Origin of the sequence: Mumia flava, assembly GCF_002797495.1 — a bacterium.
In the GTDB taxonomy this organism is placed as follows: domain Bacteria; phylum Actinomycetota; class Actinomycetes; order Propionibacteriales; family Nocardioidaceae; genus Mumia; species Mumia flava.
Map to the genome: position 1 here is coordinate 84,231 of NZ_PGEZ01000002.1, position 21,786 is coordinate 106,016.

Sequence of the window (21,786 nt, forward strand, 5' to 3'; positions counted from 1 at the left end):
GTCTCCTGATGCCAACATGTTGTCATTCCATCGACCTCATGGTGCCACATATGACAACATGTTGTCATGCCTCATGACCTCCTGGAGCCCTACCGCCTGCTGATCGCCGACGTGTACGAGCTGGCCGGCGCCTCGCGCAGCACGAGCGAGACCCTCGCCCGTGCCGAGCGACGCACGGCTGCCCAGTGGCACGTGCTCAGCGTCCTCCTGGACGGCTCCACGACCGTGCCGCGCATCGCAGCCAGGCTCGGTCTGAGCCGCCAGGCCGTGCAGCGCGTCGTGCACGACCTGCGCGGCGACGCGCAGGTCGACGTCACGCCGAACTCGCGCGACGCGCGATCGCCCCTCGTCGTACTCACGCCGGCCGGACGAGAGACCGTCGATCGGCTCTACGAACGCTCCGCGGCGGACCGCTCGCTCCTGCTCGAGTCTGCGGGCGTCAGCCGTTCCGATCTCGAGCGTGCCCGGGCTACCGTGCAGGCGCTGGTGACGGCGATCCGCTCGGTTCCGCCGGGCGCGGGGGCGGCTCCGGGACGCGGGTCGACCGGTGGTCGCTCGTCGGCGTCCTCCGCGGAGGGCTGAACGGCGGGCGGCACATCAGGTCTGGGTGGGCTCGGCGGTGTCGGAGGCCCGCGCGGCCTCCCACGCGAACCCGTCGGGGTCGCTCAATGCGCCCAGGCTGCCGGCGATCGCGATCCGGTGCGATCCGCTGCCCTCGACCCCGACGCCCGCGTCCTTCGCGGCAGCCTTCCGGCCGTACAACGACAGCTCGATCGTGCTGTCGCCGGTGTCCAGCTCGACGTACTTCTTGCCGAAGCTCTTCTGGATCCCCAGCCCCTGCTCGACGTAGAACTCCTTGCTCGCCGCGACGTCGTCGACGCCCAGCAGGAGCACCAGCGCCTCGTACGTGCGCTCAGCCGGCCGCTTGTTCTTCTTCGACTGGGTCACGACCTTCCAGAGCGTGCCGTCGGGCGCCTGGACGACGCCGCCGTAGCCCCACAGGGACTTCGAGGCGGGCTTGATCGTGGTGGCCCCGGCCGCGACCGCGGCGTCGAGGTACGCGTCGGCGTCGGCGGGCTGCGAGACGATCAGGGAGATCGTGAACCCGCGGAACCCGCTGGTCGCTGCGTCGGACGCACGGACCTGGACGAGGTCGCCGAGGTCGAACGCCTCGGCGTAGAAGCGCTCGGCGGCGCTCGGGTCGGAGGCTTCGAGGATCAGGGAGTCGATGTGGTTCATGTCGTCCACACTAGGAATCCGGGGCCCTCCGGCGCTTCTCGATTCCTGACCGATGCGCGGCCTCGCGCTCCGCAGGACGGGAGTCAGAGACGCCGCACGGTCGCGAGCCAGCCCGGAGCGCCGTCGGGGCCGTGGAAGCGGGTCTCGATCCGTTCCTCGACGATCCGTACGACCTCCCAGCCGGTCGCCGGCGCGAACGCCGCACGCAGCTCGCCCCGGCTGACCGGGTGGGGGCCGACGTCCTCCCCTTCGTCGCCGAGGCACAGCACGTGCAGCGTGCCGCCCCGCTCGGTCGCCACCGCGAGGCTCGCGACGTAGCGGGGCCGTTCGTCGGCGTCGCACGTGTGGAACATGCCGCAGTCGAGCACGGTCGCGAAACGGCGGCCGAGAACGGCCAGGTCGAAGGCGTCGCCGACCTCGAACCGCGCCGTCGCTCCCTGGGCGCCGCTCCCCCGCGCCGCGGCCTTCGTGCGGGCCTCGGCGATGGCCGTCGGCGCCACGTCGACACCGAGGACCTCGACCCCGAGCGACGCGACGTGCAGGGCGTTCTCGCCGGTCCCGCAGCCCGCGTCGAGCACCGGACCGCAGAAGGCGCCGGCCTCGGCCAGGCGTACGATCGCCGGCTGCGGACGGCCGAGGTCCCACGGGGCGGGCCCCTGGGTGTACGAGGCGTCCCACGGCACGCCGGACATCCGCTCGTGGCTCGTGGGCTCGCGACCGTCGAACGGGTCGCGGCCAGAGGGCCCTGCACCGGACGCGTCAGCCACCGACGTACGCCGCCAGGTGCTCGCCGGTCAGGGTGGAGCGCGCCGCGACGAGCTCGGACGGTGTGCCCTCGAACACGACCGTCCCTCCGTCGTGGCCCGCGCCCGGGCCGAGGTCGATGATCCAGTCCGCGTGCGCCATCACGGCCTGGTGGTGCTCGATCACGATCACCGACTTGCCGGACTCGACCAGCCGGTCGAGCAGCCCGAGGAGGTTCTCGACGTCCGCGAGGTGGAGGCCCGTGGTCGGCTCGTCGAGCACGTAGACACCGCCCTTCTCCCCCAGGTGCGTCGCCAGCTTGATCCGCTGGCGCTCGCCGCCGGAGAGCGTGGTGAGCGGCTGGCCGAGCTTGAGGTAGCCGAGCCCGACGTCCGCGAGGCGGTCGAGGATCTTGTGCGCGGCCGGTGTCCGGGCGTCGCCGTCGGCGAAGAACGCCTCCGCCTGGGCCACCGACATCGCGAGGACGTCCGCGATGTTCTGCCCACCGAGCGTGTACTCGAGCACCGCCGCCTGGAAGCGCTTGCCCTCGCACTCCTCGCACGTCGTCTCGACGGTGTCCATGATCCCGAGGTCGGTGTAGATCACCCCGGCGCCCTTGCACGCGGGGCAGGCGCCCTCGGAGTTGGAGCTGAACAGGGCCGGCTTCACGCCGTTGGCCTTCGCGAACGCCTTGCGGATCGGGTCGAGCAGCCCGGTGTAGGTCGCCGGGTTGCTTCGCCGCGACCCACGGATCGCGCCCTGGTCGATCACGACCACGTCGTCGCGATCGGCCAGCTCCCCGTGGATCAACGAGCTCTTGCCGGACCCGGCGACCCCCGTGACGACGCACAGGACCCCGAGCGGGACGTCGACGTCCACGTCGCGGAGGTTGTGGGTCGAGGCGCCGCGGATCTCGAGGGCGTCGGTCGCCTTGCGGACCTCGTCCTTCAACGACGCCCGGTCCTCGAGGTGCCGCCCCGTGATCGTGTCGCTGCCGCGCAGCTCGTCGACGCTGCCCTCGAAGCACACCGTCCCGCCGTCGGAGCCGGCACCCGGCCCGAGGTCGACGACGTGGTCGGCGATCGCGATCGTCTCCGGCTTGTGCTCCACGACCAGCACCGTGTTGCCCTTGTCGCGCAGCTGCACGAGCAGGGCGTTCATCCGCTCGATGTCGTGCGGGTGCAGGCCGATCGTGGGCTCGTCGAACACGTAGGTGACGTCGGTCAGGGAGGACCCGAGGTGGCGGATCATCTTCGTACGCTGTGCCTCGCCGCCCGAGAGCGTCCCGGCCGGACGGTCCAGCGACAGGTAGCCGAGCCCGATCTCGGAGAACGAGTCCAGCAGGTGCTGCAGCCCGCGCAGCAGCGGCGCGACGCTCGGCTCGTCGAGGTCACGGATCCATGCCGCGAGGTCGGTGATCTGCATCGCGCACAGGTCGGCGATGCTGTGGCCCCGGATCTTCGACGAGCGGGCTTCGGGAGCGAGCCGTGTCCCCTCGCACTCCGGGCAGGTCTGGAACGTCACCGCACGCTCGACGAACCGTTGGATGTGGGGCTGCAGCGCGTCGACGTCCTTCGACAGCATCGACTTCTGGATCGACGGGATGAGACCGCTGTAGGTGAGGTTGATGCCGTCGACCTTGATCTTCGTCGGCTCCCGGTAGAGCAGGTCGTGGAGCTCCTTCTTGGTGTACTTCGCGATCGGCTTGTCCGGGTCGAAGTAGCCGGCGCCGCGGAAGATCCGCCCGTACCAGCCGTCCATCGAGTAGCCGGGGATCGTCAGCGCACCCTCGTTCAACGACTTGGAGTCGTCGTAGAGGGCCGTCAGATCGACGTCGCTGACGCTGCCCATCCCCTCGCACCGGGGGCACATGCCGCCGAGGCGGGTGAACGTCGCCTTCTCGGCCTTGGTCTTGCTGCCTCGCTCCACGGTGATCGCGCCGCTGGCCCGCACCGTGGGGATGTTGAACGAGTAGGCGTTCGGGGAGCCGATGTGCGGGTCCCCGAGCCGGCTGAACAGGATCCTCAGCATGGCGTTCGCGTCGGTCGCGGTGCCGACGGTCGAGCGAGGGTTGGACCCCATCCGCTCCTGGTCGACGATGATCGCCGTCGTGAGGCCCTCGAGCAGGTCCACCTCCGGACGCGCCAGGCTCGGCATGAAGCCCTGCACGAACGCCGGGTACGTCTCGTTGATCATGCGCTGCGACTCGGCGGCGATCGTCGCGAATACCAACGAGCTCTTGCCCGAGCCGGACACCCCGGTGAACGCGGTCAGCCGCCGCTTCGGGATCTCGACCGAGACGTCCTTCAGGTTGTGCACCCGCGCGCCCTGGACGCGGATGAGGTCGTGGCTGTCGGCGAGGTGCGGGGGCGTGCTCGCGGCGTCGGACTTCGTCGGCGGGGTCATGCGTCCATTGTCTCCTCGGTCGGGTCCAGCCAGCGGCCGCCGCGCATCAGCGTGCGGCCCTCGATCTCGTTCGCCTCGCGCCACGCCTGCATCCGTACGGGGCGCAGCACGAGGTAGAGGTAGTCGTCGCCGTCGCGCGGATCCCAGTCGGCCTGCGCGGCGTACGCCGCGGCCAGCGCCGGATCGTCGGTCGCCGTGCCGCTGCGGTCGAGCTCGGCGTCGATCATGACGACGTCGCGGGTCGGCCCGACGCCGAGCCGCGCCGTTCCGGAGGTCAGCAGGTTGCGAGCGGTCACCGACCTCGCCTGCACCGCGATCACGGCGCGTTCGCCGACCCAGGCCAGCGACACCGGGACCAGGTGCGGTGCCCCGGCTGCGGAGGCGGTCGCGACCCACACGTCGATCGCCGGGGTGGCGAGCATCACCCGGGCGTCCGCGATGCGGGCCCTGAGCGGACGGGGCGGTGCGGGCGGCACCGTTCAGCCGGCCTGGTCGATCCGGATGAGGTTGCCCGACGGGTCGCGGAACGCGCAGTCGCGCACGCCGTACGGCTGGTCGGTCGGCTCCTGGACCACCTCGCCGTTGCCCGCCTGGACCCGCTCGAAGACGGCGTCGAGATCGGGTGTGGCGAGCGTGAGGGCGCCGTAGCTGCCCTTCGCCATCAGCTCGAGGATCGTCTTCCGTTCCTCGTCGGTGATCCCGGGGTCGGCGGCCGGGGGGTGCAGCACGATCGACGTGCCCGGCTGGTTGGGCGGGCCGACGGTGATCCACCGCATCCCGTCGTAGCCTACGTCGTTGCGGACCTCGAAGCCGAGGGTGTCGCGATAGAACTCCAGGGCGGCATCGGCGTCGGTGTGCGGCAGGAACGCGTATTGAATCGTGATGTCCATGGGCTCACGCTAGATGCCGCGCACGCTCCGGCGCTTCTTCATTCCTGATCGGTCGGGTGACCTGCTTGGCGACGCACGCGGGGATCCCGTCGGTCACCCGCGCCTGGTGGCGGTAGGTGCTCGGCGGCACGCCGACGAGCTCGGTGAACCGCGTGCTGAAGGTCCCCAGCGACGAGCATCCCACCGCGAAGCAGATGTCGGTCACGCTCATGTCGCCGCGGCGCAGCAGGGCCATCGCACGCTCGATCCGGCGGGTCATGAGGTAGGAGTACGGCGACTCGCCGTAGGCCTGGCGGAACCGGCGGCTCAGGTGGCCCGAGGACATGCCGACCCCGCGCGCGAGCGCCTCGACGTCGAGCGGCTGCGCGTACTCCCGGTCGATCCGGTCGCGCACCCGCCGGAGCAGCGCGAGATCGCGCAGCCGCTGCTCGTCGGCCGAGGAGTTCCCCACGTGCCCGATCGTGCCACGCGGCACCGACGGATGCACCCGTACCCGGTTGCGCGCGACCCGGCGGCCGCGCGAGCATCACGGCATGCGGTCCTTCGAGGAGCTGGTCGCGGAGGCGGAGGCCGCTGACGTCGGCGGGTGGGACTTCGGGTGGCTCGACGGCCGCGCGACCGAAGAGCGCCCGCCGTGGGGGTACGCCCGGCGGCTCGCGGGCCGGCTCGCGGAGGTCGGATCTGCGCTGGACCTCGACACCGGTGGCGGCGAGGTGCTCGCCCAGGCACCGATCCTGCCGTCTCGCACCTGCGCGACCGAGTCCTGGCCGCCGAACGCGCAACGGGCCCGAGACCGGCTCGCCCAGCGCGGTGTCGCGGTGGTCGAGACGGCGCCGGGCGAGGCGCTGCCGTTCGCGGACGACGCGTTCGCGCTCGTGTCGTCGCGACACCCGGTCCGGCCGGCGTGGGGCGAGATCGCCCGCGTCCTCGAACCCGGCGGCCGCTACCTCGCGCAGCACGTCGGTCCGGCGTCGGCGTTCGAGCTGATCGAGCACTTCCTCGGTCCCCGCCACCCCCAGGCCGAGGCCTGAGCCTCGCCGCGGTCTCCGCGGCTCCCAGGAACCTCCCAGCCGGCTCCCAGCCGGTGCTGCAGCCTGCGTGGTGATCTGGACTCCGACCGTCACGAAGGAGCTCATGTCCATGTCACTGTCCCTGGCCCACCTGGCCGACCTCGTCGCGATCGCGGTGCTGGTCGGTGCGCTCTTCCTGCCCCGGCACGGGCGGCGCGAGCTCGTCGTCGCGTACCTCGTCGTGAACGTCGGAGTGATGGCCGTCGCGACCGCGCTCGCGTCCAGCACCGTCGGTGCAGGCCTCGGGCTCGGGATCTTCGGTGTCCTCTCGATCATCCGGCTGCGCTCCGAGGAGCTGTCGCAGCCCGAGGTCGCGTACTACTTCGCCGCGCTCGCGCTCGGGCTCCTCGGCGGTCTCGGCTCGGAGTCGTGGCTCACGCCGGCGCTCATGGCCGCCGTCCTCGTCGTCCTGTGGATCGGCGACCACCCCCGGCTGACCCACCGCGCCCGTCGGCAGGAGCTCGTGCTCGACCAGGCGTTCACCGACGAGGACACGCTCCGCCACCACCTCACGCAGCTGCTCGGCGCCGAGCCCACCCGGGTCGACATCCGCAAGACCGACCTCGTCAACGACACGACCGTCGCGACCGTGAGCTATCGGACGTCGGCGACCGCGGTCTCCCGGCCCGCGACCGTCGGAGGCGACCGGTGAACGCCGCCGTCACGACGGCGCCGGCGGACGTGATCCGCGACGGCCTCGCGCACCTCGCCCCGGTCGCCCTCGACGCCCTGGTCGACGTCGCCGGCCTGCTCACCCGGGTCGACCGCAAGTACGTGGTCGAGCTACAGCGGGTCCCGGGGCTCCTCGCCGGACTGCCCGAGGGCGCCCGGGCGCTCGAGATCGACGGCGAGCGCGTGTTCGGATACCGCTCGACGTACCTCGACACGCCGGCGCTCGACGGCTACTTCGCTGCGGGGCAGGGTCGGCGTCGTCGGTTCAAGGTCCGCACCCGCGCGTACCTCGACACCGGGACGTCGTGGCTCGAGGTCAAGACCCGCGGCAGCCGCGGGACCACGGTCAAGCAGCGCATGCCGCACCCGGACGCCGAAACGGTGCCGGTCTCTCCCGACGGTCACACCTTCGTGGACGCTGCGCTCGCGTCCGGACGGATCAACCGGGTGCGGCCACAGGAACTCACCCCGGTCCTGGTGACCGCGTACCGGCGCGCCACCGTGCTGCTGCCCGCGACCGCCAGCCGCGTCACGATCGACGTGGACCTCGGCTGGACGTCGCTGCGCCCGCGGTGCCCGGGCGAGCTGGCCCGGCCCAGCCTCGCGATCGTCGAGACCAAGACCGGGTCCACCCCCTCGGAGGTCGACCGGCTGCTGTGGTCTCACGGCCACCGGCCGGTCCGGATCTCCAAGTACGCGGTCGGCATGGCCGCGCTCGACCCCACGCTGCCGCGGCTCAGGTGGGCGCGCACCCTGCGCCGCGAGCTCGCGATCCCAGCCCCGACCCTCCCCTCGTCCCCCCAGGAGGACCGATGACCCACCGGATCACCCGAACCCCGACCGCTCCGCGCCCGGGCGGGCGCCGGCGACGGCGCACGGCGGCGGCGGCCGCTGTCGGCGCGCTCCTGCTGGTGGCCGCGTGCGGCGGCACGTCCGAGGCGAGCTCGGCCAGCGACGGGACCGGCTCCGACGCCACGGCCGACGCGGTCGCCGCGATGACCGGGGTGACCGGCGCGGAGGCGATGGCGCAGAACGCCGCCCCGCACGCCGACGCCTCCGACGCCGAGAGCGCGGCGGCGTACGACGCGTCGACGGCCGACACGATCGAGCTCGCCGACGGTGCCTCCTCGACCAGCGCGGACAGCGGCGTGGACGTCGACGGCGACACCGTGACGATCACCGAGGCCGGGACCTACGTCCTGAGCGGTTCGCTGAGCGACGGCCAGGTCGTCGTGGACAGCGACGTCGACGGTGCCGTCCGGGTCGTCCTCGACGGCGTCGACATCACGTCGTCCTCGACCTCTCCCCTGGTGGTGTCGCAGGCCGACGAGACGGTCGTGCTCCTCGCCGACGGGTCGACGAACAGCCTGAGCGACGGTACGGCGTCGGCCGACGACGACGACGAGACCGAGGACGCGCCGAACGCCACGCTGTGGTCGGCCGACGACCTCACGATCGTCGGCACCGGGGCGCTGGCGGTGACCTCGCAGGAGGCTGACGGCATCACCAGCAAGGACGGTCTGGTGATCCTCGGCGGCACGATCACGGTCGACGCCGGCGACGACGGGATCCGCGGCAAGGACGATCTCGTGGTCGACGCGGGGACGGTCACCGTCCGGTCCGGCGGCGACGGGCTGAAGTCCGACCAGGACGGCGACGAGACCCAGGGCTACGTGGCCGTGACCGGTGGCACGGTGCGCGTCGACGCGCAGGGCGACGGGATCACCGCCGCCACGGACGTGATCGTCCTCGGGGGCACGGGCGACGTGACCGCGGGCGGCGGGAGCACCGAGGCGGTCGACGAGGACACCTCCACCAAGGGCCTCGAGGGCGGCGTCAGCGTCGTGGTCTCCGGCGGCGACCTGACCGTGGACGCGTCCGACGACGCCGTGCACTCCGACGGCGCGGTCTCGATCACCGACGGGACGCTCGAGCTCGCGACCGGGGACGACGGGATCCACGGCGACGTCGACGCGACGATCGCCGGCGGCTCGGTGGCCGTCACCGGATCCGAGGAGGCCCTGGAGGCACAGACGATCACGATCTCCGGTGGCGCCGTCGACCTGACGGCGTCCGACGACGGGGTCAACGCCTCGAGCGGGTCGAGCAGCAGCTCCGGCACCGACGGCGGCGGGCCGGGTGCGATGCCCGACGGCGGGCAGCCGCCCGCCGACGGCGGCGGCATGCCCCAGGGCGGCGGCACGGGCGGCGGCGGCATGGGCGGCGGCGGCATGGGCGGCGGCATGGGCCAGGCCGAGGACGGTGTCTCCCTGACCATCAGTGGCGGGACCGTGACCGTCGACGCCGGCGGCGACGGGCTCGACTCCAACGGCACCACGACGATCACCGGGGGCGAGATCACGGTGGACGGGCCGACCAACGACGGCAACGGCGCCCTCGACAGCGCCGGCGGGCTCGTGATGGACGGCGGCACCCTGGTCGCGCTCGGCAGCGGCGGGATGGCCGAGTCCCCCGACGCCGACTCCGAGCAGGGTTGGCTCCAGGCGGACCTCGGCTCCGCGTCGGCCGGCGACACCGTCACGGTCGTCTCGGACGACGGGGACGCGATCCTCTCGTACCGGCTCTCGAAGGAGGCCGCCAACCTCGTCCTCGCCTCCGACGACGTCGAGGCCGGCGCGACGTACACCGTCCAGGTCGACGGCCAGGACGCGGCGACCGTCACGGCCGGCGAGTCGACTGCGGGCGGGATGGGCGGGACGGGCGGCACGGGCGGCTGACAGGCCCAGCTCCCGGCGATGCCGCACCCTCGACCGGTTCCTGCGACGACGTCCACGCCGTCGGGATCGCGGACCGGTAGGGTCACCGCCATGGCGAGGCGCCGCAGACCACGGGGGGCCCGGTGGACGCGTCCCTGGTGACGGCGATCGCGGGCCTCGTGCTCGCCTGGTCGCTGCTGTCCGGGGCGCTGTCGCAGCGCGAGGTGACCGGGCCGATCGTGTTCGTCCTCGCCGGCTACCTGCTCGGCAACCCGGCCTGGGGCCCGTTCCCGGTCGACATCGAGACGGGCGCGGTGCACACCCTCGCCGAGGTCACCCTCGCTCTCGTGCTGTTCTCGGACGCGTCACGCGTCGACCTGCGGCGCCTGAGGCGCCAGGTCGCGCTCCCGGCGCGGCTGCTCGGGATCGGGCTCCCGCTGACCCTGCTGCTCGGCGCGGCCGCCGCGTACGTCCTGCTGGACGACCCGGCGTGGTCGCTCGCCCTGTTCGTCGGAGCCGCCCTCGCGCCCACGGACGCGGCCCTGAGCGCGCAGGTGATCGGCGACGAGCGGGTCCCCCGTCGCCTGCGTCTCGCGGTCAACGTGGAGAGCGGTCTCAACGATGGCATCGCCACCCCGGTCGTCGCCGTCGCCCTGGCGCTCGCGGTCTCCGACCTGGGTCTCGGGCCGGGTGCGGACCACCCGTCGGTCGGCGAGGCGCTTGCCGCCATCGTGGTCGCGTGCGTGATCGGCGTCGCCCTCGGCGTGCTCGGGGCCGTCGGGGTGAACGTCGCGGGCGCACGCGGCTCCGCACTGCCGGGAGGCCGCCAGCTCGCTGCGCTGGCCGTCGCGGTCGGCGGCTTCGCCCTCGCCGTCGCGATCGACGGCAACGGGTTCATCGCCGCCTTCGTCGCCGGCCTCGCGTTCGGGCACGTGGTCGATCGTTCGCAGACCGAGGACGACGCGGACGGGGACGTCACGGTCCTTCCGGAGCTCGGCGGAGAGCTGCTCGCTCTCGTGGTGTGGTTCCTGTTCGGCGCGGCGCTCGTGCCGCTCGCGATCGAGGACGGTGGCCCGCTGGCCTGGGTGTACGCGCTCCTCAGCCTGACCCTGCTGCGGATGGTGCCGGTCGCGGTGGCGCTGGCCGGTGCCGGGCTCCGGCCCCGCGAGGTCCTGTTCCTGGGCTGGTTCGGTCCGCGGGGGTTGGCGTCGGTGGTCTTCGCGCTGCTGGCGCTGGAGCAGCTCGGCGAGTCCGACCGGGTCGGGTCCGTCGTCGCCGTCGTGGCCACCACGGTGCTGCTCAGCGTGGTGCTGCACGGGGTCTCCGCGGGACCGGCCGCTCGCCGGTTCGGCGTGGCGGGCGAGCCGACCCCGACCCGCTCGGGCGAGCGACCCCGGCGGAGCTGGGCGCAGCGGACGCGCCACTGAGCTGCGACGCCTGGGCGCTCTCGGTCTGCGGCGGCCGACATGAGTCTCGACATTGACGTGAGCCTCGACATCGCCGCTGTTCGGGCAACGGGATTGTCGAGAATCGCGTGATCTCGCCGGGGACGGCCGACGTGAGTCTCGACATGGCCGTTGCTCGGGCCACCGCTTTGTCGAGATGCCGGTCCGCAGCGCGGAGATGTCGAGACGCGTGTCGCTGATCGCTGTGGGCCGGTCCCCGCGGCACACCCCGACCCGGCTGCACTCGGCCACCACGCTGCTGGACGAGCGCCCGTGTGGGTGAAGACCGCCGAACGACGTCAGGCGTGCGGGATGCCGTGGCCGCCCTTGCCGCGCTGGTACGTGGCGGACAGCCGCGCGTACTCCTCGCCGATCCGCTCGACCCGCGCCCAGAGATCCGGGTCGCCGCTCCCGCGGACCTCGGCGGCGAGGTCCGAGCTCGTGAAGTACGCGTTCTGCCGGTTGTACAGGTCGCGGTGCGGGTCCGGTGCGGCGCGATCGGGGTCCGCGACCGCGTAGACGCCCCGCAGGATCGCGATGTCGTACGGGATGGCGAAGCTGTCCGCCGAGTCGGCGTGGCTGAAGAGGTAGGTGAACAAGGGGAAGCCGCTCCACGCGATCCCGCTGAGGCACAGCGAGCACGGCTCGTGCGTCGTCAGGAACAGGCAGTCGGCCGGCGCCGGGCGCGCGCCGCCCGGCAGCTCGTAGAACCGCTTGATCGCATGGATCTCCCCGTGCCACAGCGGGTTCTCGACCTCGTTGTTGGTCTCGGCGACCACGAGCGACAGGTCGTCGGCGCGCAGGATCGCGGCGCCGAAGACCTTGTTGCCGTGCTCCACCCCGACCCGGGTGCGCGGTGCGATGTCGTGCTCGATCACGTCGAGGAGGCGGGCGAGACGCTCGTGCGGCATGGACGGAGACTACGCGAGCGGTGCCTGCGCGCCTCAGCAGTAGCCGTACGGGTCGCCCACCCCGGTCGTGTCTGGCTCGAGCCCCTGCCCGTCGGTGAACCAGTAGACCGGCGTGTCCTCGGGGACCGCCGTCACGACGAACGGGCCGCCCGGCCCCTGGACCGGGAGCGTCCCGGTGCCCTCGGTCGTCTCGTAGGCGAGCACGACCTCCCACTGCACGGCCTCCGATCGGCTCGAGCCCTGAACGGTGACCGCTTCCGGCTCGTCGCGGGAGACTCGCAGGACGAGCGCGTCGCCGGGCGGATCGCCTTCACCGGTCTCGTAGCTGATCGACACCGGGTCGGTCTCGAAGTCGGCGAGGGCCGTGCGGACCGGCATCACGCCGCAGCCGTAGGGCACCTTGACGGCGTAGCTGCCCGGCTCGACCAGGCGGCGCTCGACGACGCGGGGCGTGATCGACGTGACCACGACCGGGTCGGCCAGGTCGGTGCGGACGACGAGGGTCGCCGCCTCCGCGCCCGCCGCGACCCCGCCGTGCTGACGGGCGAAATCCTCGGGGTCCTCGAGGCGGCGCGGCCACTCCTCCGGCACGATCGCACCCGGCGGCATCAGGAAGGTGGCGCCGGCGCCCGGGAACCCGCCGAAGCTCTGGGTCACGCTCACGCTCAGGACGTCGTCCTCGGCGCTCCAGGCCGTCGCGGACGCCGCTGCCGTGACCGGAGCGGTCGAGGGCGGTGCCGACGCGATCGTGGTGGCCGGGGTCGGGTCCGGTCGGTCGCCGCCTCCGGTGGTCCACACCGTGACGAGCACGCCGACCAGCCCGACGACGGCCGTGGCGAGCGTGATCAGCTGGCCGGTGCTGCTGGCCTCCCAGAACCGCCAGAACGGGTGCTCCCCCGTGCGCTCCCCCATGCCTCAGGGTACGGCGGCCTCGGGTCGCCGGCGTGAGACCGCGTCTCCCGGCGTAGGAACGTCCGCGACCCACCGGCGCCGGTAGGGTGCGCCACATGGCGATCGATCCCCGTGGAGCCGACCTGAAGCGCTACCTGGGTGAGGATCCCGGCGGTCCCGTCGTGATGCTCAACCTGCTGCGCTTCGCCGAGGGCGGCCGCGCGACGTACCAGCAGTACGCCGACGCGCTGAACGCGACGTTCCTGCCCCGCTACGGCGGCGAGGTCCTCTTCGCCGGCGAGGGCTCCACCGCGCTGGTCGCCGAGGACGGGCAGTCCTGGGACGCCGTCGTCCTCGTCCGCTACCCCTCGCGTGAGGCCTTCAGCCGGATGGTGGCGGACCCCGAGTACCAGCAGGTCACCCACCTGCGGACCGAAGCCCTGAGCGAGGCCGTGCTCCAGGCCACATCGGGTTGGACTCCCGCCTGAGGCGGGCCTAGACTCGTCGCGGCCCCGAGCCGGGCCCGCGAGCGCAGGAGCCACGACCGCAGGAGGTGTCGCCATGTCGAGCGAACCTCCCAGTCGTCCCTCGGTGGATGACCCCGCGATCCCCCAACCGTCCTGACGCCGCCCGGCACGCTGACCCCCCGGAGCGACCCAGGCGGCCCGTCCGCCCGCGCTCCTTGGAGGCCGTCGTGTCCCAGCACACCCTGCTGCCGTTCTTCTCCCGCCGCCGCTCCACACCCGTCGGCGCCCCTGCGCCCGACGACGCCGGCACCGAGCAGGCGCTCGCCGAGGCCGAGCGGGCCGCCCGCTCGAGCGTGGTCGACGCCGGCGTCTACGCCGACGGCGTCCGCGTCGCCTCGCCCCGCACCCTCGCCGCGACGTACCGCGAGCTGCGCGAACGACCGGGCGCGATGGCGTGGATCGGCCTGTACCGCCCCCGCGAGTCCGAGCTGACGTCGCTCGCGGTCCACTTCGACCTGCACGAGCTCGCGGTCGAGGACGCGATCGCGGCGCACCAGCGTCCGAAGATCGAGCGGTACGGCGACACGCGGTTCGTGGTCCTGCGCGCCGCCCGCTACGTCGACGCCGACGAGAAGGTCGAGTTCGGCGAGCTGCACCTGTTCGTCGGCCCGGACTTCGTGATCAGCGTCCGGCACAGCGAGGCGCCCGACCTGACCGAGGTCCGGCGGCGGGTCGAGTCCGACCCGGACCTGCTGCGCGGCGGCCCGAACGCCGTGCTGCACGCGATCGTCGATGCGGTCGTCGACGGGTACGGCCCGGTCGTGTCCGGTCTCGAGATCGACATCGACGAGATCGAGTCGGAGGTGTTCGGCGGCGACCCGTACGTCTCCCGCCGGATCTACGAGCTGTCGCGCGAGGTGATGGAGTTCCAGCGCGCCGTCCGTCCGCTCGACGGTCTGCTCGCGTCCCTGGCCTCGGGCCTGGGGGTCGGCAGCGCGGCCGAGGAGCTGCGGCGCGGGCTGCGGGACGTGCGCGACCACGTCGTCGAGACCGAGGAGCAGGTCCGCGGGTTCCGCAGCGCGTTGCGCGACATCCTCACGGTGAACGCCACACTGGTGGCTCAACGCCAGAACGAGGAGATGAAGGCGCTCAGCGAGGCGAGCAACGAGCAGAACGAAGAGGTGAAGAAGATCTCCGCCTGGGCGGCCATCCTGTTCGCCCCGACGCTCGTCGGCACCGTCTACGGGATGAACTTCGACGCCATGCCCGAGCTGCACTGGCAGCTCGGCTACCCGTTCGCGGTGGCCCTGATGGCCGGCGTGAGCGTCGCGCTGTTCCTCGTCTTCAAGAGCCGGCGCTGGATCTGAGCGGACGCCCCGTCCGCTCAGGCGCTGCGTGGGGCGTACATGATCAGGCCCACGCCGACCAGGCACACCAGCGCGCCGCTGACGTCCCAGCGGTCCGGTCGGAAGCCGTCGACGACCATCCCCCACAGCAGCGAGCCGGCGACGAACACGCCGCCGTACGCGGCGAGGATCCGCCCGAAGTGGGCGTCGGGCTGGAGCGTGGCGACGAAACCGTACGCGCCGAGCGCCAGCACCCCCGCCCCGACCCAGACCCAGCCGCGGTGCTCCCGCACGCCCTGCCAGACCAGCCAGGCTCCGCCGATCTCGAGCAGTGCGGCGAGGCCGAACAGCACGATCGAGCGTGACAGCGTCATGCGGGGAGCCTACCGACGTGCTGAGGGTGCGGCAGCGGCGGTTTACTGGGGCCCATGAGGATCACCCGCTTCGGACACGCAGCCCTGCTCGTCGAGACCGACCGGACCCGGGTGCTGATCGACCCGGGCACGTTCAGCCTCGACGCGGCCTTCGACCTGACGGACCTCGACGCCGTCGTCGTCACCCACCAGCACCCGGACCACGTCGACCCGACCCGGGTCGGGCGTCTGGTCGGCGCGAACTCCTCGGCCCGCCTGCTGGCCGAGCCGCAGACGGTCGCGTCGCTGCGCGGCTTCGGCGTGTGGGAGGCGACGGCTGCCGAGGTCACCTACGAGGTCGGCGACGTCACGCTGACCGGGGTGGGCTTCCTGCACGCGGTGATCCACCCCGACATCCCGACGATCGGCAACGTGGGCGTGCTGGTCGAGCACGACGGCACCCGCCTGCTGCACCCGGGCGACAGCTACGCCAGCGCGCCCCTCGAGGTCGACGCGCTCGCGGTGCCGCTGAGTGCGCCGTGGGCGAAGGTGAGCGAGACCGTCGACTTCGTGCGCGCGGTCTCCCCGCGCGTGGTGTTCCCGATCCACGACAGCCTGCTCACCGAGAGCGCGCACGCGATGTACTGGGCCCGGGTGTCGGAGATGTCCGGCGTCGCGGACGCCCGCGCGGTGGCGGCCGACGGCAGCCTGGAGGTCTGAGCCGATGACGCAGCCGGCGCCGCATCCCGGCGAGCCGCACGACGCCGGGACCTCGGGGCGGCTGAACCAGCTGCGCGCCGGTGTGCTCGGCGCCAATGACGGGATCGTCTCGACGGCCGGCATCGTGGTGGGCATGGCGGCGGCGACCACGTCGGGGCCGGTGATCCTGTCGGCCGGTCTGGCCGGCGTGGCCGCGGGCGCGCTGTCGATGGCCGCCGGGGAGTACGTGTCGGTGAGCACCCAGCGCGACACCGAGAAGGCGATGCTCGCCACCGAGCGGATCGAGCTCCGGGAGGACCCGGAGGCCGAGCTGGACGAGCTCGCCGGGCTCTACGAGGCGAAGGGGCTCACGCCGGACCTGGCGCACGAGGTCGCGGTCGCACTGACCGAGAAGGACGCGCTGCGGGCGCACGCGGAGGTGGAGCTGCACATCGACCCGGACGAGCTGACCAGCCCCTGGCAGGCCGCGGTGGCGTCGATCGTCGCGTTCACGATCGGCGGCGCCCTCCCGCTGCTCGCCGTCCTGCTGGTGCCGACGACGGCCAGGATCCCGGTGACGTTCGTCGCCGTGGTGCTGGCTCTCGCGCTGACCGGCTCGGTCAGCGCCCGGCTCGGCCAGGCGCCACCGGGTCGTGCGACGGTGCGCACCGTGATCGGCGGCGCACTGGCGATGGGGGTCACGTACGCGCTCGGGTCCGCGTTCGACGTGTCGGGGATGTAGCGAGCCGTGCACGGCTGTTCGGGCCGCCGCGCGGGACCTACCGTGGAACCACGGAGGTGAGGTCCATGCACGCACAGCCCGGCGAGAAGGTCACGATCCACGGCGGGAAGGTCGGGACTCCGGACCGGCACGGGGAGGTCGTCGAGGTGCACGGCGAGGACGGCGGCCCGCCGTTCCTGGTGCGCTTCGACGACGGCAGCGAGACGCTGCTCTTCCCCGGACCGGACTGCACGATCGAGCACGCCGGCGGCTGAGCCGACGCTCTCGCGCTCGTCACGACGTCAGCAGCTGGTCGGCGACGACCTGGTCGATCTCGGTGTGGACGGCGCGCCGGACCTCGGCGGAGGCGAAGGACGCGTCGACGGCCGCGCGGGCGACGTCGGCGAGCTCGGCGAGGGTGAGCCCCCAGCGGTCGTGTGCGAGGAGGTACTCCCTCTCGAGCGTCGTGTCGAACATCCCCGGGTCGTCGGAGTTCAGCGTGACGATCACGCCGGCGTCTCGCAGCGCGAGGAACGGGTGGTGGTCGAGCGAGTCGACGGCCCGGGTCCGCAGGTTGGACGTCGGCGCGACCTCGAGCGGGATCCGCCGCTCGACCAGCTCGGCGACCAGCGCCGGGTCGTCGACGGCACGGATCCCGTGCCCGACCCGGACGGCGCCGAGGTGCTCGAGCGCGTCACGCACGGTCTGGGGGCCGGTCGTCTCGCCGGCGTGCGGGACGCTCGCGAGCCCGAGCGCGCGCGCCCGGGCGAACACGTCGGCGAACTGGGGGCGCTCGACCCCGATCTCCGGACCGCCGAGCCCGAAGCCGACCGTGCCCTCGGGGGCGTGCCGCTCGACCCAGTCGATGGTCCGTTCCCCCGAGACCAGCCCGAGCTCGCCGGGGATGTCGAAGACCCACGCGAGCTCGACGCCGGTCGCGCGCGCACGGCGCCGTCCCTCGGTCAGGGCCTCGGCCAGCGCCTCGGGTGCGATCCCCATCAGGAGCTGGCTGTCCGGCGTGACGGTGAGCTCGGCGTACCGGACGGTCTGGGCCGCCATGTCCTCGGCCACACCGGCGACGAGGTCCGCTACGTCGTCGGGCGTCGTCACCAGCTGGTTCGTGCGGATGTAGACCTCGATGAAGTGTGCGAAGTCGCGGAACTCGTAGAAGTCGCGCAGCGCGGCCTCGTCGGTCGGGACACCCACCTCGGGGTGCCGCCGGGCCAGTCCGAGCACGGTCTCGACCGAGGCGGCCCCGAGCAGGTGGACGTGGATCTCGGCCTTCGGGAGCGCGTGGACGAACGCAGCAGCCGGCGACACGGGCGCTGGGGATGTCATCGAGACATTGAACCACCGCGTACCGTGGGGCGGGTGCGCGGACTCGGGCCCGCGCGGCGCAGCGGCGACACGCCGTACGCATCCAACGTCCCGACGATTTATCTCAGATATGAGATACGGTGGAGTGCATGACCGACGACTACCTGACCCGGATCGGCAACCTGATCCGCGACGCGCGCAAGCACCGAGGCCTCACCCAGGCCAAGCTCGCCGACCTGCTGAAGACCAGCCAGAGCGCGATCAACCGGATCGAGCAGGGTCAGCAGAACCTCTCCCTCGAGATGCTCGCCCGGATCGGCGAGGCGCTCGACTCCGAGTTCGTCTCCCTCGGCACCTCCGGTCCCAGCCACCTCCGCGTGGTCGGCGAGACCACGCTGTCGGGCTCCATCGACGTCAAGTCGTCGAAGAACGCCGGCGTCGCGCTGCTGTGCGCCGCCCTCCTGAACGAGGGCCGCACCACGCTGCGCAAGGTCGCCCGGATCGAGGAGGTCAACCGGCTCCTCGAGGTGCTCGGCTCCATCGGCTTCAAGACCCGCTGGATCGGCGACGAGGGTGACCTCGAGCTGGTGCCCCCGGCCGAGCTCGACCTGGACGCGATCGACGTCGAGGCCGCCAAGCGCACCCGCAGCATCATCATGTTCCTCGGCCCGCTGATGCACCGCGCGGCGACCTTCGAGATCCCCTACGCCGGCGGCTGCTCGCTCGGCACCCGGACCGTCGAGCCGCACATGACCGCGCTGCGGCCGTTCGGCCTCGAGGTCAAGGCGACGGAGGGCAGCTACCACGCCACCGTCGACGCCGAGGTCCGTCCGGTGCGCCCGATCGTGCTCACCGAGCGCGGCGACACGGTGACCGAGAACGCCCTGCTCGCCGCCGCGCGGCACGACGGCGTCACCGTGATCCGCAACGCCAGCCCGAACTACATGGTCCAGGACCTGTGCTTCTTCCTCACCGAGCTCGGGGTCGAGATCGACGGCATCGGCACGACCACGCTGCGCGTCACGGGGAAGCCGCGGATCGACGTCGACGTCGAGTACGCCCCCAGCGAGGACCCGATCGAGGCCATGAGCCTGATCACCGCCGCGATCGTCACGGAGTCGAGCATCACGGTGCGGCGCGTGCCGATCGAGTTCATGGAGATCGAGCTCGCGCTGCTCGAGGAGATGGGCTTCAAGTACGACCGCAGCGAGGAGTACCTCGCCGCGAACGGTCACACCCGGCTGGTCGACATCACCACCTACCCGTCGGTGCTGCACGCCCCGATCGACAAGATCCACCCGATGCCGTTCCCGGGTCTCAACATCGACAACCTGCCCTTCTTCGCCGTGATCGCGGCGACCGCGTCGGGCGCGACGCTCCTGCACGACTGGGTCTACGAGAACCGCGCGATCTACCTCACCGACCTCACCAAGCTCGGCGCCGACGTGAAGCTCCTCGACCCGCACCGCGTGCTGATCGAAGGGCCGACCCGCTGGCGCGCGACCGAGATCGTCTGCCCGCCCGCGCTGCGACCGGCCGTGGTCATCCTGATCGCGATGCTCGCCGCGAAGGGCACCTCGGTGCTGCGCAGCGTGTACGTCATCAACCGCGGGTACGAGGACCTGGCCGAGCGGCTCAACGCACTCGGCGCGCAGATCGAGACGTTCCGGGACATCTGAGCGCCATACTGAGCGGGTGAGACGCCCGAACACCTTCCTCGACTCCCCCGTTCCCCTGGCGTTCGCCCACCGCGGCGGCGTGGCCTACCCGCCCAACGCGGGGATCGAGAACTCGCTCGCAGCGTTCGGGAACGCCGTCGACCTCGGGTACCGCTACGTCGAGACCGACGCCCGCGCCAGTGCGGACGGGGTCGTCTACGCGTTCCACGACGCGCGGCTCGACCGCGTCACCGACAGGACCGGCGCGCTCGCCGAGCTCCGAGCCGAGCAGATCGACGAGGCTCGGATCGGCGGGCGGGAGCCGATCCCCCGGCTGAGCGAGCTGCTCGCTCGATTCGAGGACCTCCGGGTGAACATCGACGTCAAGGACATGGCCTCGATCGAACCCACCGTCGCGGCGATCCGCCGGGCCGGAGCCGAGGACCGGGTCTGCCTGGCGTCGTTCTCGCACCGCCGCCTCCGGGAGGTCCGCAGGCTGGCGCCGCGGCTCGCGACCTCGGCGTCGCCGCCCGAGGTCGCGCGCGTCGTCGCCCACCCGTGGCACGTGCTGCGTCGGGTCCGGGGCCTCGGCGCGTGCTGCGTCCAGGTGCCGGTACGGTCGGGTCCGCTGCGCGTCGTCACCCGCCGCTTCGTCGACTCCGCCCACGACCTGGGTCTCCAGGTCCACGTGTGGACCGTCGACGATCCGGAGGAGATCGGTCACCTGCTCGACCTCGGGGTCGATGGGATCATGACGGACCGGATCGACGTCCTGCGCGACGTGCTCGTCGACCGTGACCAGTGGACCGGAAGGACGCAGGGATGACCGCAGAGCCCCTCACCGACGCGAGGCGCGCCGAGCAACGCTCGTGGTACTGGTACGACTGGGCGAACTCCGCGTACATCACGAGCGTCGGCACCGTCCTGATCGGCCCGTACCTCACGTCGGTCGCCGAGCGGGACGCGTGCGGGACGGCCGAGGGCACGTGCACGACCGACCTGTCCGTCCTGGGCGTGGCGATCTCGCCCGGGTCGCTCGTGTTCTACGTCATCACCTTCGCGACCCTCCTGTCGGCCCTGGTGCTGCCGGTCGTCGGCGCGGTCGCGGACCGCGTCGACTCCAAGCGGACGCTGATGGCGCGGTTCGCCTGGGCGGGCGCAGCGGCGGCGTGCGGGCTGTTCTTCGTCGCCGGCACGAACTGGCAGCTCGGGGCGCTCCTGCTCGTGGTCGCGAACCTCTGCATGGCGGCGTCGTTGACGGTCTACGACGCGATCCTCGTCGACGTCGCCGAGCCCGACGACCGCGACCGCGTCTCCTCGCGGGGATGGGCGTTCGGGTACCTCGGCGGCGGCACGCTGCTCGTCGTCAACCTCGGGATCGTGCTCGGCGGCCCCGCCCTCGGGATCGGGACGGAGATGGCGGTCCGGATCAGCCTGCTGTCGGCCGGCCTGTGGTGGGGCGGATTCACGATCCGGGCCTTCCGCGGACTGCGCGACCACCCGCCGACGGTGCTGCCCGAGCAGGACGGCCGGACGCTGATGAGCCGCAGCTTCGGGCAGCTGTGGGCCACGCTGCGCGAGCTGCGCCGCTACCCGCAGACGATGCTCTTCCTGATCGCCTACCTCTTCTACAACGACGGCATCCAGACCGTCATCTACTCCTCGTCGGTCTACGGGCAGGAGGAGCTCGGCTTCGCCGAGGAGGTCCTGATCGTCACGATCCTGCTGGTTCAGTTCGTCGCGATCGGCGGGGCCCTGTCGTTCGGGAGGGCCGCGGCACGCTACGGCGCCCGCCGTACGATCATGGTCGGCCTGCTGGGCTGGATGGTGATCGTGACCGTCGGCTTCGTGCTCCCCGCCGGCCGGATCGTGCCGTTCCTGCTGCTCGCCGCCGGGATCGGCCTGGTGATGGGGGGAACTCAGGCGCTGTCCCGGTCGTTCTACTCCCAGATGATCCCGCGTGGCCGGGAGGCCGAGTACTTCAGCCTCTACCAGGCCGTCGAGCGTGGGACCAGCTGGTTCGGGACACTGGTGTTCGGGCTCGTGCACCAGTTCACGGACTCCTACCGGTACGCGATCGTGGCACTGATCGTGTTCTTCGCCCTCGGGCTCCTCCTGCTGACCAGGCTGGACGCACCACGGGCGATCCGGGAGGCCGGGAACGTCGTACCCAGACGGGTCTGAACCAGCCGTAACGTGTCCGAAGTCTCCCTCTCAGGGGAATCTCACTCGGGCCCGTT

The 21,786-nt window shown here is 72.3% G+C and carries 24 protein-coding genes; 14 read left to right on the plus strand and 10 right to left on the minus strand.

What is annotated here, in order from left to right; translation table 11 throughout:
• Nucleotides 1-66 precede the first annotated feature (66 nt).
• A complete protein-coding gene (locus tag CLV56_RS14575; RefSeq protein WP_100415197.1) occupies nucleotides 67-582 on the plus strand; it encodes a MarR family winged helix-turn-helix transcriptional regulator in 516 nt (171 codons plus the stop codon).
• Nucleotides 583-597: 15 nt separating this feature from the next.
• Here the strand turns inward: CLV56_RS14575 and CLV56_RS14580 are convergent, their stop codons facing one another.
• From CLV56_RS14580 to CLV56_RS14605, 6 genes are all read right to left on the minus strand, one after another.
• Complete coding sequence (locus CLV56_RS14580; protein ID WP_039362201.1) at nucleotides 598-1,239, minus strand: VOC family protein; 642 nt, start codon at nucleotides 1,237-1,239, stop codon at nucleotides 598-600.
• Between the two features lie 83 nt (nucleotides 1,240-1,322).
• Complete coding sequence (locus CLV56_RS14585; protein WP_245857950.1) at nucleotides 1,323-2,006, minus strand: class I SAM-dependent methyltransferase; 684 nt, start codon at nucleotides 2,004-2,006, stop codon at nucleotides 1,323-1,325.
• A complete protein-coding gene (locus CLV56_RS14590) occupies nucleotides 1,999-4,389 on the minus strand; it encodes an ATP-binding cassette domain-containing protein (protein WP_039361906.1) in 2,391 nt (796 codons plus the stop codon). Before CLV56_RS14590 ends, CLV56_RS14585 begins: the two co-directional genes overlap by 8 nt.
• Nucleotides 4,386-4,811 carry a pyridoxamine 5'-phosphate oxidase family protein gene (locus CLV56_RS14595; RefSeq protein WP_100415483.1) on the minus strand — a complete coding sequence of 142 codons (426 nt, stop codon included), beginning with the start codon at nucleotides 4,809-4,811 and terminating at the stop codon, nucleotides 4,386-4,388. The genes CLV56_RS14590 and CLV56_RS14595 overlap by 4 nt, the downstream gene beginning before the upstream one ends.
• Before the next feature lie 57 nt (nucleotides 4,812-4,868).
• Nucleotides 4,869-5,279 (minus strand): VOC family protein, encoded by a 411-nt coding sequence (locus CLV56_RS14600; protein ID WP_039361911.1) that lies wholly within the window; start codon nucleotides 5,277-5,279, stop codon nucleotides 4,869-4,871.
• Nucleotides 5,280-5,283: 4 nt separating this feature from the next.
• Nucleotides 5,284-5,730 carry a helix-turn-helix transcriptional regulator gene (locus tag CLV56_RS14605; protein ID WP_039362204.1) on the minus strand — a complete coding sequence of 149 codons (447 nt, stop codon included), beginning with the start codon at nucleotides 5,728-5,730 and terminating at the stop codon, nucleotides 5,284-5,286.
• Nucleotides 5,731-5,812: 82 nt separating this feature from the next.
• On the opposite strand from CLV56_RS14605, the gene CLV56_RS14610 reads away from it, so the two are divergent.
• The 5 genes from CLV56_RS14610 to CLV56_RS14630 all read left to right on the plus strand — a co-directional run bounded on the left by CLV56_RS14610 (nucleotide 5,813) and on the right by CLV56_RS14630 (nucleotide 11,165).
• Nucleotides 5,813-6,310: a class I SAM-dependent methyltransferase gene (locus CLV56_RS14610; protein WP_100415198.1), complete on the plus strand. Its 498-nt coding sequence runs from the start codon at nucleotides 5,813-5,815 to the stop codon at nucleotides 6,308-6,310.
• A gap of 109 nt (nucleotides 6,311-6,419) precedes the next feature.
• On the plus strand, nucleotides 6,420-7,001 hold the full coding sequence (locus CLV56_RS14615; RefSeq protein ID WP_039362209.1) for a DUF4956 domain-containing protein: 582 nt from the start codon (nucleotides 6,420-6,422) through the stop codon (nucleotides 6,999-7,001).
• Nucleotides 6,998-7,837, plus strand: a complete 840-nt coding sequence (locus tag CLV56_RS14620) for a polyphosphate polymerase domain-containing protein (protein WP_211288156.1) — start codon at nucleotides 6,998-7,000, stop codon at nucleotides 7,835-7,837. The genes CLV56_RS14615 and CLV56_RS14620 overlap by 4 nt, the downstream gene beginning before the upstream one ends.
• Nucleotides 7,834-9,759, plus strand: a complete 1,926-nt coding sequence (locus CLV56_RS14625) for a carbohydrate-binding domain-containing protein (RefSeq protein WP_100415199.1) — start codon at nucleotides 7,834-7,836, stop codon at nucleotides 9,757-9,759. Before CLV56_RS14620 ends, CLV56_RS14625 begins: the two co-directional genes overlap by 4 nt.
• 122 nt (nucleotides 9,760-9,881) lie before the next feature.
• A complete protein-coding gene (locus tag CLV56_RS14630) occupies nucleotides 9,882-11,165 on the plus strand; it encodes a cation:proton antiporter (RefSeq protein WP_100415200.1) in 1,284 nt (427 codons plus the stop codon).
• 317 nt (nucleotides 11,166-11,482) lie between these two features.
• Here CLV56_RS14630 and CLV56_RS14635 read toward each other — a convergent pair whose 3' ends face one another.
• Both CLV56_RS14635 and CLV56_RS14640 read right to left on the minus strand, forming a co-directional pair.
• Nucleotides 11,483-12,094: a nucleoside deaminase gene (locus CLV56_RS14635; RefSeq protein ID WP_039361914.1), complete on the minus strand. Its 612-nt coding sequence runs from the start codon at nucleotides 12,092-12,094 to the stop codon at nucleotides 11,483-11,485.
• Between the two features lie 33 nt (nucleotides 12,095-12,127).
• On the minus strand, nucleotides 12,128-13,006 hold the full coding sequence (locus tag CLV56_RS14640; RefSeq protein ID WP_039361916.1) for a hypothetical protein: 879 nt from the start codon (nucleotides 13,004-13,006) through the stop codon (nucleotides 12,128-12,130).
• A 95-nt stretch (nucleotides 13,007-13,101) separates the two neighbouring features.
• Between CLV56_RS14640 and CLV56_RS14645 the strand changes: the two genes are divergently transcribed.
• The gene (locus CLV56_RS14645; RefSeq protein WP_039361920.1) at nucleotides 13,102-13,473 is read left to right on the plus strand and encodes a DUF1330 domain-containing protein; all 372 of its coding nucleotides are present in this window, start codon (nucleotides 13,102-13,104) and stop codon (nucleotides 13,471-13,473) included.
• Between the two features lie 206 nt (nucleotides 13,474-13,679).
• Nucleotides 13,680-14,819: a magnesium and cobalt transport protein CorA gene (locus tag CLV56_RS14650; protein WP_342745038.1), complete on the plus strand. Its 1,140-nt coding sequence runs from the start codon at nucleotides 13,680-13,682 to the stop codon at nucleotides 14,817-14,819.
• A 17-nt stretch (nucleotides 14,820-14,836) separates the two neighbouring features.
• Here CLV56_RS14650 and CLV56_RS14655 read toward each other — a convergent pair whose 3' ends face one another.
• A complete protein-coding gene (locus CLV56_RS14655) occupies nucleotides 14,837-15,172 on the minus strand; it encodes a YnfA family protein (protein ID WP_039361925.1) in 336 nt (111 codons plus the stop codon).
• A gap of 54 nt (nucleotides 15,173-15,226) precedes the next feature.
• Between CLV56_RS14655 and CLV56_RS14660 the strand changes: the two genes are divergently transcribed.
• The 3 genes from CLV56_RS14660 to CLV56_RS14670 all read left to right on the plus strand — a co-directional run bounded on the left by CLV56_RS14660 (nucleotide 15,227) and on the right by CLV56_RS14670 (nucleotide 16,846).
• A complete protein-coding gene (locus tag CLV56_RS14660) occupies nucleotides 15,227-15,871 on the plus strand; it encodes an MBL fold metallo-hydrolase (protein ID WP_039361928.1) in 645 nt (214 codons plus the stop codon).
• A 4-nt stretch (nucleotides 15,872-15,875) separates the two neighbouring features.
• On the plus strand, nucleotides 15,876-16,592 hold the full coding sequence (locus CLV56_RS14665; protein ID WP_039361931.1) for a VIT1/CCC1 transporter family protein: 717 nt from the start codon (nucleotides 15,876-15,878) through the stop codon (nucleotides 16,590-16,592).
• 65 nt (nucleotides 16,593-16,657) lie between these two features.
• Complete coding sequence (locus tag CLV56_RS14670; RefSeq protein WP_039361933.1) at nucleotides 16,658-16,846, plus strand: DUF1918 domain-containing protein; 189 nt, start codon at nucleotides 16,658-16,660, stop codon at nucleotides 16,844-16,846.
• A gap of 19 nt (nucleotides 16,847-16,865) precedes the next feature.
• Here the strand turns inward: CLV56_RS14670 and add are convergent, their stop codons facing one another.
• Nucleotides 16,866-17,909, minus strand: a complete 1,044-nt coding sequence (add, locus tag CLV56_RS14675) for an adenosine deaminase (protein WP_039361936.1) — start codon at nucleotides 17,907-17,909, stop codon at nucleotides 16,866-16,868.
• 128 nt (nucleotides 17,910-18,037) lie between these two features.
• On the opposite strand from add, the gene CLV56_RS14680 reads away from it, so the two are divergent.
• The 3 genes from CLV56_RS14680 to CLV56_RS14690 are packed head-to-tail and all read left to right on the plus strand — an operon-like array spanning nucleotide 18,038 to nucleotide 21,730.
• Nucleotides 18,038-19,567 (plus strand): helix-turn-helix domain-containing protein, encoded by a 1,530-nt coding sequence (locus CLV56_RS14680; protein ID WP_039361938.1) that lies wholly within the window; start codon nucleotides 18,038-18,040, stop codon nucleotides 19,565-19,567.
• A 16-nt stretch (nucleotides 19,568-19,583) separates the two neighbouring features.
• Nucleotides 19,584-20,372 carry a glycerophosphodiester phosphodiesterase family protein gene (locus tag CLV56_RS14685; RefSeq protein WP_039361941.1) on the plus strand — a complete coding sequence of 263 codons (789 nt, stop codon included), beginning with the start codon at nucleotides 19,584-19,586 and terminating at the stop codon, nucleotides 20,370-20,372.
• Entirely contained in the window at nucleotides 20,369-21,730 is a 1,362-nt protein-coding gene (locus tag CLV56_RS14690; protein ID WP_039361944.1) for an MFS transporter, read from the plus strand. Before CLV56_RS14685 ends, CLV56_RS14690 begins: the two co-directional genes overlap by 4 nt.
• Nucleotides 21,731-21,786: the final 56 nt, after the last annotated feature.

Bases quoted from the DNA above. Each gene is read 5' to 3' on its own strand.
- CLV56_RS14575 (WP_100415197.1), top strand. From the start codon at position 67: ATGCCTCATGACCTCCTGGAGCCCTACCGCCTGCTGATCGCCGACGTG.
- CLV56_RS14580 (WP_039362201.1), bottom strand. From the start codon at position 1,239: ATGAACCACATCGACTCCCTGATCCTCGAAGCCTCCGACCCGAGCGCC.
- CLV56_RS14590 (WP_039361906.1), bottom strand. From the start codon at position 4,389: ATGACCCCGCCGACGAAGTCCGACGCCGCGAGCACGCCCCCGCACCTC.
- CLV56_RS14595 (WP_100415483.1), bottom strand. From the start codon at position 4,811: ATGCTCGCCACCCCGGCGATCGACGTGTGGGTCGCGACCGCCTCCGCA.
- CLV56_RS14600 (WP_039361911.1), bottom strand. From the start codon at position 5,279: ATGGACATCACGATTCAATACGCGTTCCTGCCGCACACCGACGCCGAT.
- CLV56_RS14610 (WP_100415198.1), top strand. From the start codon at position 5,813: ATGCGGTCCTTCGAGGAGCTGGTCGCGGAGGCGGAGGCCGCTGACGTC.
- CLV56_RS14615 (WP_039362209.1), top strand. From the start codon at position 6,420: ATGTCACTGTCCCTGGCCCACCTGGCCGACCTCGTCGCGATCGCGGTG.
- CLV56_RS14625 (WP_100415199.1), top strand. From the start codon at position 7,834: ATGACCCACCGGATCACCCGAACCCCGACCGCTCCGCGCCCGGGCGGG.
- CLV56_RS14635 (WP_039361914.1), bottom strand. From the start codon at position 12,094: ATGCCGCACGAGCGTCTCGCCCGCCTCCTCGACGTGATCGAGCACGAC.
- CLV56_RS14640 (WP_039361916.1), bottom strand. From the start codon at position 13,006: ATGGGGGAGCGCACGGGGGAGCACCCGTTCTGGCGGTTCTGGGAGGCC.
- CLV56_RS14645 (WP_039361920.1), top strand. From the start codon at position 13,102: ATGGCGATCGATCCCCGTGGAGCCGACCTGAAGCGCTACCTGGGTGAG.
- CLV56_RS14655 (WP_039361925.1), bottom strand. From the start codon at position 15,172: ATGACGCTGTCACGCTCGATCGTGCTGTTCGGCCTCGCCGCACTGCTC.
- CLV56_RS14660 (WP_039361928.1), top strand. From the start codon at position 15,227: ATGAGGATCACCCGCTTCGGACACGCAGCCCTGCTCGTCGAGACCGAC.
- CLV56_RS14665 (WP_039361931.1), top strand. From the start codon at position 15,876: ATGACGCAGCCGGCGCCGCATCCCGGCGAGCCGCACGACGCCGGGACC.
- CLV56_RS14670 (WP_039361933.1), top strand. From the start codon at position 16,658: ATGCACGCACAGCCCGGCGAGAAGGTCACGATCCACGGCGGGAAGGTC.
- add (WP_039361936.1), bottom strand. From the start codon at position 17,909: ATGACATCCCCAGCGCCCGTGTCGCCGGCTGCTGCGTTCGTCCACGCG.
- CLV56_RS14680 (WP_039361938.1), top strand. From the start codon at position 18,038: ATGACCGACGACTACCTGACCCGGATCGGCAACCTGATCCGCGACGCG.
- CLV56_RS14690 (WP_039361944.1), top strand. From the start codon at position 20,369: ATGACCGCAGAGCCCCTCACCGACGCGAGGCGCGCCGAGCAACGCTCG.